Below are 12,939 nucleotides of genomic sequence, written 5' to 3'. Positions count from 1 at the left end.
TGTATAAAATGAAAATAAATAGAATATTGATGATTACATTATTAATAGTGTTAGTACTAACATCATGTAAGCAAAATATTATAGCTAAAGAAAACGTAGTTGTACCGGATAAAAAAGCTAGTTCTGAAATAGTACATGAAGAAGTGAAAAGTATTGATAATTTATTTGGAAATCATAAATATTGGAATAAGATTGGACAATATGATACTAATTATGTGAAATTAAAAGATATAAATAAAGAAGATATAAAAGAAATAGGAGTAGATTTTTCTATGTTAGGGGAATCTTCTGCTATACAAGAATTATCTGATGGTTACATAGTTGTTGGACTAAAAAATGTAAAAAGTAAAAGGTTAACAAATAGCAAAGGGACTTTTAACTATAAACCTATATTACAAAAACTTGATGAAACAGGTAAGATAGTATGGGTGAAGGAGTTGAATGAGAATATATCTTCTAGCTCTATAAAGCATCTACTAACTTTTGAAGATGACAGCTTTTTATTTGCAGTTGATTCTTATCCTCAATGGATAAATGGAAAACTAACGAAGGAAAATAGCTATATAGTTAAATTTGATAAAAAGGGTAATCAACTATGGAAACAAGAATTTAATAATTATTCTACAGATATGTTTATTGACATCTTACTAACTAATGCTGAAGAAATATTGGTTATTGGAGAATGTATGGCTAAAGATTATAAGTCATATATTAATAAGAAACAAATAGTTAATGATGATAGTAGTAATGATATTGTTATAACTAAATTAGATGCAAAAGGCAATATTGTTAGACAGAAGATTTTTGGAGGTAGTGATGATGATAATCTGTATGTATCAAAATATGATAAAGATATGGGTATAATTATAAAAGGTCGTACTAAATCAAAAGATGGAAGCTTTGCAATAAATACCAAAGAAGATAATAAGATTTTTGTAGCATGTATTAATGAAAAGAACCTAAAAATCAAATGGGTTCATCATTTAGAAGAAAATTATTCACCATATAACCAATTATATGTTGATAATGGTCTAGTATATGTGGCTATTGATAGGGCCTCAACTCATTTAAAAAAGAATAAAGGTAAGATTATAACTATTAATAATGAGGGAAAAGTTACTAAGACCATAACACATATTTATACTGAATCTGAGAGATGGTCAGATTCTATGATTACACTAAGCAATCATGATATAATTGTGGGATGTGGTAATCAAAACTTAGGTACATTAAGAATATTCAGTGATTCAGGGAAAGAAAAGAAAATAATCAAGAACCTTAACCTATCACCTAATGAAATTATACCTACAGATGATGGTGGATTTATAATTAAAAGTATTAGAGAAATAGAAGTCATACCTCAACCATCATATATATCAAGTATATGGTTTGATCATGAAGTTGTTATAATAAAATATGATAGTAATTATAATGTTAAATGGCGTAAGACATATGACAAATATAAGGGAAGTATAGAGGTAGATAAAGTTATTCCACTTAAAAATGGTAAAGTCATTATTGAAAAACAAAATAGTTTGAATGCTATCCAAGTGGATGGTAAGTCTATTTCACCAGTAGAAGGATTAAAAATCAAAGATGCAAGAGAATTGATAATTAATAAACTTGTTGATATGGGTGTTAAGGGAGATATTAATAAAGTTGCAATTATAGAAGAGATTACAACACAAGAAATGTGGGAAAATGTAGGTGCCCAAGTTTATAAAGTTGATGTAAACTATGCATGTATTTACGGGGTTGCTATAATTAAAGATAATAAGGTATTAGAGATTTTATATGGTATGCCCACTCTGTCAGTTTTTCTTGCAGACTTAGATGAAGATGGTGTTTATGAACTTTATACAAATATAGCAAAGGGATCAGGAATAATAAGTTATGAGATACTGGGATACAATATTGCTACACAAGAGCGGTATCATCTAGCCAAGCGTGGTAGAAAAGATTATAGTCTACTAGTTGATAATAATACTCTTATGGCAAAAGTGTATAGATATCCACATTTGCAAAAGATAGAAAAGATTGGTAAAGTACGATTAAAAACTAATGGAGATAAATGGGAGATTGATGTAGATTACTATATACAAAATACAAAAAAGTAAATAGTATATAAGTATTATTCTGCATATTAATATAATTAATTAGTCTAATTGACAAAATAATATTTAATATGTTATTATTCTATGGATTGTTAATTACACAAAATTAGGAGGAATTATAAATGACAACATTAGAATTCATAAAAAAATACAGAAAAAAGAAATACATAAGTTTTTTAATTTTGGCAATATTATTAATTAGTGGAGCTATAATAGTTAATAAGTGTTTGATATCATATGATGAAAACACAAATAATCCAACTGTTATAAATAGCATTGAAGACTTTAACAATGCAATGGCTAATAATGATTATATTGAGATGGAAATAAGTGATTATATCGATCTTGGTAGCGTTACAACAGAACGTAATGGTTCAACCATTTCAGAAACTTTTTATATCGGAATTAATCTTAATGATAAAATGCTTGTTGTATCCATAAAAGATGATGAATATCATAATTTAGTTAGTAAAATTAATTCAAAATATTTACTTAGAGGTACACTTTGTAATATCACTAATAACTTACGTGATACACTAGAAGAATTACTAGAAGATGCAATTTCTGCTGAAGAGTTGAACGAACTGATGTATGATAATTTTTTATCTTGTGAAACGCCAATTGATGCACTTACATCAAAAATATTATTATTAATTTTCTTATTCATAATGAGCTGCGTGTTCTTATATGTATTAAGAAAGAATTCTAGAAGTATGAGAAAGTTAAAGAAACAGCATGGTAGTGATTTTAGAATGTTCTGTGAGAGAGTTGATGCAGAGATGAAAGCTCCTACCGCATTAAAAAAGGGTGCTATTACAGTAACTCAAAATTATATTGTAGCTAATAGTCCTTGTACATTCTTTGTAATGCCAATTAATGAGTTAATGTGGATATATAGAGGAGTAACTAGATATTATAGAATAATTGAAAAATCAAATATCACATTTGTATTTTCTAATAAAGCTAAATATCAGATTACATCAATAAATAAAAGAAACATTAATGATCTTATTGAGTATTTTTCACAAGAGGATCAAAAATGTATCGTAGGTTTTTCTGAGGAACTTAATAAAATGTATAGGAAACAACCAGATACTCTTATTCAGAAATGGAAGAGTAATGATAATCAATAAACTAATTAGGCTATGAGTGTAGAGAGTATAAGGGACTATCACGCCCACTATACTCTCTACACTACTGTTACCCAATATTTTAAATATAACAAATTTATTCAGCAAACTGTAAAGCAATTTCCATCATCTTAGTAAAAGCATTTTGACGTTCTTCACTACTTGTCTCTTCTTTTGTTTCAAGTGAATCAGAAACAGTCAATAAACATGCTGCGTTTTTACCAGATACTTTAGCATTTGCAAACAAAGCAAAAGATTCCATTTCAGCTGCTAAACAGCCATAATCATCTCTATAGCTCTTATATACTTCAAAATCACTAGAATAAAATACATCAGATGAATGTATACGACCTCTAATAATAGGTATATTAAGTTCTTCAGCGTGTTTTGTAATTTGTTCATTCAATTCTTTTGATGCCTCTATTACATCTTTATCATAGCCATTTTGAACTTTTGCATAAGTTGATTGTGACCATGATTCTTCAACTAGAATAACATCATATAGTTTTAAGTCTTTAGTATAAGCTCCGCAAGAACCTATACGAATAATGTTTTCTACATCATAGAAATTAAATAATTCATATGAATAAATACCTATACTTGGCATACCCATTCCTGAACCCATAACAGAAATACGTTTTCCTTTGTAATTTCCAGTATAGCCAAACATATTACGAACGTTATTAAATTTTACAACATCTGTAAGATAAGTATCCGCAATAAATTTAGCACGCAAAGGGTCACCAGGCATTAGTACTGTCTTAGAAATAAGATTTTTATCTTTGCATTCAATATGTGGTGTTGGTATACTCATAAAAATTCTCCTTTACAATATTAATTTTTAGTATATATAAGTAGGTTTTAGTTATTACTTACATATGTTAGCCTTATGAATAAACTTATTAGTTTATTCAATAAGATTATTCAATAAAAAGTTATAGTATACCTTTTTATGAAATAATCTTAATGATATTATATTTATTATACATAGTTATTAATAACATAACTAGGACATATGTCTTTTGATAAAATTTATATTTTTGAAAAAAAGTTATTGGCATTTGCCAATAATGGGTATATAATAGAAGAGGATAAATAAAATATAATAATGAATTAATTACTTGTAGGTATTATATCCATTATTATTAATATAAAAATGGAAGGAGTAATAAAAATGAAAGTATGTATTTCAAGTACAGTAGATAGTATTAACGGTTTGACAGATGGTAGATTCGGTAGATGTCCTTTCTATGCTATCTATGATGATGAAACTAAGGAGTATGAATTTGTAGAGAATGAAGGTGCCAAAGCCGCACAGGGAGCAGGGATCAAAGCAGCTCAGATTGTAGTAGATAACGGTGTAGATATTGTTATTACAGGTAATTTAGGACCAAATGCTATTAGAGTTCTTCAAGCAGGTAATATTAAAATATTTAAGATGCTAGGAGATAATATAAAAGAGCAGATAGAATACTATAATGAAGGTAAATTGATTAGTATTGATAAACCTGGTGCATCACATATGGGGATGGGAAGATAATAATTAAATTAGGATAAATACTATAGAAAAAGAGGAATTTGTTATGCAAATTGCGGTTTTAAGCGGTAAGGGAGGTACTGGTAAGACAACAGTATCAACTAATCTTGCCAAATTAATTAATGTTAGATATATTGATTGTGATGTTGAGGAGCCTAATGGATTCATCTTTCTAAAACCACAAGATATCAAGAGTAAGGAAGTAAGTATACCTGTTCCTTACGTAGATGAAGATAGATGCATACATTGTAAGAAGTGCGTAGATATATGTCAGTTTAATGCATTAGTGCATACTGACAAAGTAATTCTTTTTGAAAAGTTATGTCATGGATGTGGCGCATGTAGAGCTGTATGTGAGACTATGGCTATTATTGAAAAAGATAGAACTATAGGTAAGATTGAAACGGGTTACAGTGATGATATGCAGTGCCTTAGCGGAACACTTAATATTACAGAACCTATGGCAGGACCAATTATCAGTAGACTTAAGAGTATGATAGATGATAAGACTACTATTATTGATTGTTCACCAGGTAGTTCATGTAATGTTGTTAAACCATTACTAGGTGTTGATTATGCAATATTAGTTACAGAACCTACAGAATTTGGTTTACATGATCTTAAAATTGCAGTAGAATTAGTACGTAAGATGAAAATATCTTTTGGAGTTATCATCAATAGAATGTCACAACAAGAAAATGCTACATCAAAGTATTGCAAAGATGAAAATATAGATATTATTGGAACTATTCCTTTTGACAGAAATATTGCAGTTATGTACTCTAAAGGTGAGCTACTGATTAATAATGAAAAATATAAAAAGATGTTCACTGACATAATGAGCAACATAGAGGAGGCTATAGGATGCAGCTTGTAATAATAAGTGGAAAAGGCGGAACAGGAAAAACTACTATTGCAGCATCATTTGCCTATCTTAGTGAAAATAGTATCAAATGTGATTGTGATGTAGATGCTTCTAATCTTCATATTGTTTTAGGTGGTGAAGATATTAAGAGGGAACCATATATAGGTGCTAAGGTAGCCTATGTTAATGGAGATAAGTGTACCTTATGTAGAGCCTGTGAAAACATGTGCAGATTTGATGCCATAAAAGATGGTGTAGTAGATGAATTAAAATGTGAAGGCTGTGCAGCATGTACAGTGGTTTGTGATTATGATGCTATCACTATGAAAGATGAAGTTACAGGTGATACCATAATAACTAAAACTTCTAAAGGTATATTATCAAGAGCCCAGATGATAGTGGGTGCTGAAGGTTCAGGAAAACTAGTTACTGATGTGAGAAAAAATGCATTAAGTTATGGGAATAAAGATGACATGTACATTTTGGATGGTACACCTGGTGTAGGATGTGCTGTTATGGCTTCTGTCACTGGTTGCGATATGGCTCTTATAATTGTTGAACCAAGTCAATCAGGTCTTAATGATTTTAAGAGAGTACTTTCAGTTGTAGAGTTTTTTGAGATAAAACCATTAGTATGTATTAATAAGTATGATATAAATGAAGAGGTAACAAAAGATATATCAACTTATTGTGAGACCAAAAATATTGATTTAATCGGTAAAATACCTTTTGACACTACAGTTGAAAAATCAATTAATGAATTGAAACCTATTGTGCTATACGAAAATAGTATGGCAGCAAAAGAAATCAATATAATATGGCAAACACTAAACAATTATACAAAATAAAATAATATTAATCAAGGAGGAATTTAAAATGAAAGTAGCTATAGCAAAGGAAGGAAATGTAGTTTCAGGACATTTTGGGTTTTGTGAAGGATTCCAAATCTATGAGGTAGAAAATAATCAGGTTAAAGACACTACATTAGTAGCTAATCCAGGTCACAAACCAGGGTTTTTACCTAGATTTCTTGGAGAAAAAAAAGTTAATGTAATTATTGCTGGAGGAATGGGTGCAACAGCTCAACAACTATTTAATGAAAATAATATTTCAGTAATTGTTGGTGCTTCGGGAGAGTTAGATGAAGTAATTAAGAGATATATTGATGGAAAATTGGAATCTACAGGAAGCGTTTGCCACGAACATTCACATCATGATGAAGGTTGCGAAGAATAATAGCTCACATTAGTTACAAATGATATTTTTTTATGGATAGCAAAGAAAGAATATACTCTCCTCTTACAGTATTATTCATATTATAAATTAGTATTTGCTATCCATATTTAATATTATTAAATGAATAGGACAAAAATAATATGCCAATATAATGATTGAGTAAGGGAAATAATCATTATATAGACATAAAAAAATATGTATGTAAAGTAATGGTTGGTATATTTATTTGTGATTTTCTCTGCTTAAGTTAAGTGAATCCATATTAAATATTCTAATAGCGTCATTAACGGTTGTTTCAATTGCTAATTTACCATATTTATCTACTTCTTTTTTATCTTTGGCTCCATGAGATAGTGAAGCAGGACCACATATGCAACCACCTTCACAAGCCATTCCTTCAATAAAGTTCCCTTGTAAACGATTGAATTTTGCTAATCTCAGATTTTTGGAGCATTCATTTAGTCCGTCACATACTACAGGTTTAATATCAATAGTGAGATTGTTGGTTTCTACAACATGCTTAATAGCATCTGTAACCCCGCCAGATCTAGCAAATATCCTTCCAAAATAAGAAGCATTATCTAGAATCCCTTCGTCACATTCTTCTACTTTTATATCATGAGCATCAAATAATGCTTGTAATTCTTCAAATGTAAGAACATAATCAGCTTCACCTCTTAGGTCGGGTTCATTGATTTCTGATTTTTTAGCGGTACATGGACCAATGAAAACAGTTTTTGCTGTAGGGTCCGTATTTTTAATAAGCTGTGAAGTAGCAATCATAGGGGAAACAGCAGTTGATATATGATCTATAAGATCAGGATAGTTTTTCTTGATATATGTAACAAAAGCAGGACAACAGGATGTAGTCATCCATTCTTTTTCGCCAAGTTCTTTAGCAACTTGTGTGCTTTCGTAGTATGCAATAATATCTGCACCTAAGGCAACTTCAACAACATTATGGAAGCCTAATTTCTTTATTCCTGTTATTACTTGTTCTATTTTGGCATAAGTAAATTGACTGGAAATGGCAGGTGCAATCATAGCATATACTTTATAGTTATTGTTTTTACCTGATTCCTCAATGAGTCTAATCACATCCACTATAGATGATTTATCCATAATAGCGCCAAAAGGACATTGGTATACACAGGCACCACAGCTTATACAATTCTCATAATCTATAGAAGCTTTTTTAGTATCTGGGTCTATGTTTATTGCATCTGCATTACAAGCTTTTACACAAGGTCTTTGAATTTCAATAATGGCATTGTAGGGACATGCATTGGCACATTTACCACATTCTTTACATTTATCCGTATCTATATGAGCTTTTTGTCCAGAAAAATCTATTGCATTAAATGGACAGGCTTCTTTACATTTGTGAGCTATACAGCCCCTGCAAGCTTCTGTAACAGAATATTTTTGAATAGGACAGCTATCACATGCCATATCAATAACTTGTATTGTGTTATCATTGTCGGGGTCACCCCCTATGGCCAATTTAACTCTTTCATTTATTATAGCTCTTTCTTTATATATACAACATCTGGTTTCTGGTTTGGGACCAGGGATAATTTTATTTGGAATATCTAATATATCTTTTTCTAACGATTTGTTTAGTGCAGATGAAGCTACTTCTTTTAGTACTTTGTATTTTAGTAGTTGCACATTAGTTTCAAATTTTCTCATTGTCTTCCTCCTAAATTATGAAACAAACTGTATATAGACATGATATGATTAATTAATAGTAGTTAATTAAAAAAGTTAAATATAGGTTATGGTAACTTGCTTACCTATATTTTCTAATTCATTTGCTAATTCGCCTACAATCTTTAACTTTATATTAAGGCTGGTGGGGAAATTAGGGTTTTGATGAGCAGGATTAACTGCTTTTCCTACCCAGAAATGTACATGTGTACATTCATTTATTAAGTAATTGGCTAGTTTGCTAGCTCCATTATTTTCATTTAGATAATTTGCTTTAGTAGTGAAATTGTCCATGGAATAAGTTTTTAGTAGTTCTAGAGTTTGTTTTAATGTCAGTACCCCTTCAGTTACTAGATCAATACCATCCATATATGCCATAGGAGGTACATCTTTTGCCATTGTTTCAATGTCTACATAGATTTCACGATTCAATTCTCTTGAGGCTATATTTGCTGTAGTTCCTCCGCATATTACTTTTTTACTATTGCCTTTGGATAATTTATTGATTATCCATTTATCCATATCCCTATCTTCGGGAGGACCTGTAAACAGGTCTATGTTTTCTATTTCACGAACTCTGATATTCATTATTGTGGTATCATCGCCAGGATGGTCTTCATAGAGATTATTACATACCCCAATGAAATTACCACTTATGTTACGTGATGTTTTTTCAACTTTTGCAAGGTCTCTAAGATAGCCATTAATATTGTCCCATTGCCATCCAAGATTAAGAAGTGCTCCAACACCTGCATGGACAGCGCCATCACTTATTACAGAGATATTATCTCCAACCATTAATTTGAAATTGCTTTCTAGAATGGTTTTTCCGTTAATATCAATTTTACGCTTTTTTAATTCTAGATCTATTCCGTTACGATATATAAAAATAGGTGGATTATCGTATTCTGCTATATATACCTTTCCTGATTTATCGATTTTTATCATAGTGAAAGTAGAATAAGCAAGTTTCCTTACTTGACATTCGGGGAGAGTATTTACAATAGTATCTACGGTATCTTTGATACTTGCTCCTTCTTTTAACATAGTTGCAGCTATCTTAGCTGTTAGAGTAGCAAGTATATTAGCTTTTACACCGCTACCTAGTCCATCAGATAGAACGGCAATTACGCTATCATCTGTTCGTATGATTTCGACTTTGTCACCACATAGTTGTTCACCGTATTTATTAATGCTATTATGAAAAATATCAATAAAATATTTCACTTAGTAACACCTTCCTCGCCTAAAACAATCTGTTGTAATTTCATCAATGTAATCTTTGTTTCAGCGGTTGTTTCACCTAGGAGACTAGCTATTTCTTGAGCAACTCGCATTTGCTTCTCAATTACATTATCAGCTACTTCCAGAGTATTTTTCTTGAGATTAATAAGTTCTTGATTTTTCTTTTCTATGTTAGTAACATCATATAAAATAGCCATAATCAGATTTTGTTTTGGTAAGAATAAAATGGTTTCATTTACAATCAAGTTATAATGAGAATAAACTACTCTCTTATTAACAATATTTTGTTTTGTTTTTAAAACATGATTGAAATCACTATTGTCAATATATGTTGATAATGCTTTGCCTTTTGATAAGTTGGAATTAATCATAAAAGCACTTTCACAAGCAGGGTTAACATCTACAATATTAAGGTTTTCATCTAATAATAGGATTATATTAGGTGTGCTTTCAAAAATGATATTTGAAAGTTTTTCTGCTTTACTCCTCATGTAAGGAATACACATTTCTGGTTGCGACATACCTTCATATACAGCTTGAGCTTTTTCACGACAGGTATTGTAACCACAAGCACCACAATTAAGCTCATCTTCCTTAACAACTTTACCCATTGACTTTAAGATCTCTTTTATTTCTTCTTCTGAGGCAAGTTTTTTAGTAACATGGCTATTGGTAAAAGAACGATTATATACTGTTTTATTGGATAGTTCATATTTTAGAGCTTTTTTTTCCTCTAAGTAATCATCAACATGAAGCTGTCTTAGATGAACATTTTCACTATTCTTGCTGACAGCAGGACCATTGATACATCCGTTAGCACATATATTTGCTTCTATGAATAGATTTCCAACATCTTCTTTTGATATTGTTTGAAACAAATTTTTGCAGTCTTCTATACCAGTAACACTTACTGAACGATATCCGTTTTTAGTAATGTCATCTTCAATTCCTTTTAAGATACCGCCTTCAAGAGGATATCTCTGACCATATGAGGAAGCTGATGAATCAAGGTATGAGTCCTCTAGGTCATTTAGTATTATTCCTTCTTCATGTAACCACGTATCAAGTTCTTCAAATGATAAAATAGCGTCAATGTCTCCAGTTTCTTGGTAACCAAAAGCTTCACATCTTTTGGAGATACAAGGACCTACAAATGTAATAAATGAATTCTGACCATATTTTTCCTTTAGTAATATGCTATGAGCTATCATAGGAGATACTACAGGAAGAAGGTAGGGGAGTAATTCGGGATAGTAACGTTGTATTAATAAGTTTACTGAAGGACAACATGAAGTAATCAGGTTTTTCTTATCATTATGATTACCCATATATTCCTTATAGAGATCACTTACGATTTCTGCACCTATTGCTGTTTCTTCTATTATTTCAAAACCAAGTTCTCTTAGAGCAGCTATAAGTTTTTTAGGTTTTTTATAAATACCACTATAAGAGGGTGCTAATGTAACAACCATTTTTTTATTACTTTGGATAGAATTCTTTATAGCACTTAAATCACTTTTTATATTTCTAGCATTTTGTGGACAGACTACAAAACATTGTCCGCAGCCAATACAATGATCTTCCATAATCTGTGCTTGGTCATCAACTATTCTTATTGCTTTCACGTGACAATTTCTTACGCACTTATAACAATTCTTACAATTGACAGGTAAAAAATCCATTATCTTCATAATAATAACCCCCTTATTGTTGTGGTAACTTAGTTAAGATTTCATTGTAAAAAAAATCTTCAGTTGTAGAAGGACAGACTGAATATATTTTATCGTCTACTTTGACTGATACTGCTTGGGTACATCTTCCAAGACAAAAAGCACCTTTTATTTCAATTTTATCTTCTAAAGAACTAGCCTTGACTAATTCTTGGAGCTTTGAAATAACGGAATAAGATCCTTTTAAATGGCATGCACTACCTATACAAATATTAATTGTTAACATTTTAACCACTCCTTTTGATATAATAATTATGTATTATCTATAATTATATATACATATAGAATAAAAAAATTAGGCTTTAGTATAAAGCATTTTAATATATATATGTTGAATATATAATATATTATATATAATTATTAACAGTTATTAGTATAAGTACATATGTATGATAATACAAAAGCTTATTGTATTTAGCACATATATATCTTATCAAAAATTAAAAAAAAGTCAACAATTTTGTTAATTTATTAACAAAATTGTTGGTACGAATAAGAGCTTTAATAATACAAATATTAATATAATTTAATAAATAAAAATTATACTGATGAATTAAAATATATTAGTATAATAGATCTAAGAATTATACATAATAAGAGGATCTAAACGTCCATGTTTAGCGGAAAGGCACTTTGCAGTCCTAGCACGCTTATCGTATCACCTATAGAACCTTGCCTTGATAATCTCGTAGAATATTAAAGAGATAACATTTACTTGGTTCTTGGATATTTTATGTGTCACTTTTTCTGCTTTTATCCTTTTTTACTGAATATCACACCTTCTAAGAACTTTTCATCCATGCATGCATAGAGTCTTTTTCTTTTTATACTCATCTTTTTTTTGCTTATTTCTTCTGTTTTTAGTTTTTCTTAGGATGCTTTAACTTGAACAGATTATTGATACCTATATATCTACGGACGTTTTGTCGTATAGCTACAAATTTTTTCATGCGTATGCCGTGAATCTTTACCCACCAATGCAATTCAAACCAACCGTTGTTGAACTGATTTATGAAGAATTAGGATTTGCCGTTAATAACAAGAAAAATGAACCAGCTATTAAAATTGATCTTAGAGTAGTTAAAGAAGCCGAAGATATATATAAGTCAATACAAGAAGGGGTTTCTGTTGGTGGACCTAATGCAATAGCTGTTGGTGTTACAAGCGTTGCAAGCTATTTATATAAAAAGAATCCAGAGAATATAGAGCCTGGCTATCTACAAGACTATTTAAATAGGCAATATGTACTTAAAAATGCATTTTATCCCATAAATCGTGTCGTTCGTCAGGATTTCTTGTATTTTATTATAAAAAGATATAATATTGAATGAAGAAAGGAAGGAGCTAATTATGGGACAAACAAAATACAATT

Annotated in this window: 12 protein-coding genes; 7 read left to right on the top strand and 5 right to left on the bottom strand. The window is 30.2% G+C overall.

Features of this window, described 5'->3' with window-relative positions; all coding sequences use genetic code 11:
* The first annotated feature begins 8 nt into the window (after positions 1 to 8).
* A complete protein-coding gene (locus N4A55_RS01775) occupies positions 9 to 2,117 on the top strand; it encodes a hypothetical protein (RefSeq protein WP_293753691.1) in 2,109 nt (702 codons plus the stop codon).
* A gap of 119 nt (positions 2,118 to 2,236) precedes the next feature.
* Positions 2,237 to 3,247 carry a DUF6709 family protein gene (locus N4A55_RS01770; RefSeq protein ID WP_293753690.1) on the top strand — a complete coding sequence of 337 codons (1,011 nt, stop codon included), beginning with the start codon at positions 2,237 to 2,239 and terminating at the stop codon, positions 3,245 to 3,247.
* Between the two features lie 94 nt (positions 3,248 to 3,341).
* On the opposite strand, the gene deoD is transcribed toward N4A55_RS01770, so the two are convergent.
* Positions 3,342 to 4,058, bottom strand: a complete 717-nt coding sequence (gene deoD, locus N4A55_RS01765) for a purine-nucleoside phosphorylase (protein WP_293753689.1) — start codon at positions 4,056 to 4,058, stop codon at positions 3,342 to 3,344.
* Positions 4,059 to 4,418: 360 nt separating this feature from the next.
* Here deoD and N4A55_RS01760 point away from each other — a divergent pair, with 360 nt between their 5' ends.
* Genes N4A55_RS01760 through N4A55_RS01745 form a run of 4 tightly spaced genes read left to right on the top strand, consistent with a single transcriptional unit; the run spans position 4,419 to position 6,882 of the window.
* Complete coding sequence (locus N4A55_RS01760) at positions 4,419 to 4,784, top strand: NifB/NifX family molybdenum-iron cluster-binding protein (protein WP_293753688.1); 366 nt, start codon at positions 4,419 to 4,421, stop codon at positions 4,782 to 4,784.
* A gap of 43 nt (positions 4,785 to 4,827) precedes the next feature.
* Positions 4,828 to 5,658, top strand: a complete 831-nt coding sequence (locus tag N4A55_RS01755) for an ATP-binding protein (RefSeq protein WP_293753687.1) — start codon at positions 4,828 to 4,830, stop codon at positions 5,656 to 5,658.
* Positions 5,646 to 6,494 (top strand): ATP-binding protein, encoded by an 849-nt coding sequence (locus N4A55_RS01750; RefSeq protein ID WP_293753686.1) that lies wholly within the window; start codon positions 5,646 to 5,648, stop codon positions 6,492 to 6,494. Before N4A55_RS01755 ends, N4A55_RS01750 begins: the two co-directional genes overlap by 13 nt.
* Positions 6,495 to 6,522: 28 nt before the next feature.
* Positions 6,523 to 6,882 carry a NifB/NifX family molybdenum-iron cluster-binding protein gene (locus N4A55_RS01745; protein WP_293753685.1) on the top strand — a complete coding sequence of 120 codons (360 nt, stop codon included), beginning with the start codon at positions 6,523 to 6,525 and terminating at the stop codon, positions 6,880 to 6,882.
* Positions 6,883 to 7,104: 222 nt separating this feature from the next.
* On the opposite strand, the gene N4A55_RS01740 is transcribed toward N4A55_RS01745, so the two are convergent.
* The 4 genes from N4A55_RS01740 to N4A55_RS01725 form a co-directional block, all read right to left on the bottom strand.
* Complete coding sequence (locus tag N4A55_RS01740; RefSeq protein WP_293753684.1) at positions 7,105 to 8,574, bottom strand: 4Fe-4S dicluster domain-containing protein; 1,470 nt, start codon at positions 8,572 to 8,574, stop codon at positions 7,105 to 7,107.
* A 75-nt stretch (positions 8,575 to 8,649) separates the two neighbouring features.
* A complete protein-coding gene (locus tag N4A55_RS01735) occupies positions 8,650 to 9,819 on the bottom strand; it encodes a SpoIIE family protein phosphatase (RefSeq protein ID WP_293753683.1) in 1,170 nt (389 codons plus the stop codon).
* A complete protein-coding gene (locus tag N4A55_RS01730; RefSeq protein WP_293753682.1) occupies positions 9,816 to 11,528 on the bottom strand; it encodes a [Fe-Fe] hydrogenase large subunit C-terminal domain-containing protein in 1,713 nt (570 codons plus the stop codon). The genes N4A55_RS01735 and N4A55_RS01730 overlap by 4 nt, the downstream gene beginning before the upstream one ends.
* 13 nt (positions 11,529 to 11,541) lie before the next feature.
* The gene (locus tag N4A55_RS01725) at positions 11,542 to 11,793 is read right to left on the bottom strand and encodes a (2Fe-2S) ferredoxin domain-containing protein (protein WP_293753681.1); all 252 of its coding nucleotides are present in this window, start codon (positions 11,791 to 11,793) and stop codon (positions 11,542 to 11,544) included.
* Positions 11,794 to 12,544: 751 nt separating this feature from the next.
* Here N4A55_RS01725 and N4A55_RS01720 point away from each other — a divergent pair.
* Positions 12,545 to 12,898 carry a hypothetical protein gene (locus N4A55_RS01720; protein WP_293753679.1) on the top strand — a complete coding sequence of 118 codons (354 nt, stop codon included), beginning with the start codon at positions 12,545 to 12,547 and terminating at the stop codon, positions 12,896 to 12,898.
* Positions 12,899 to 12,939 lie beyond the last annotated feature (41 nt).

It is taken from the genome of Vallitalea sp., from assembly GCF_025211055.1.
Lineage (GTDB): Bacteria > Bacillota > Clostridia > Lachnospirales > Vallitaleaceae > Vallitalea.
This window is presented reverse-complemented; position numbering and strand designations above follow the sequence as displayed.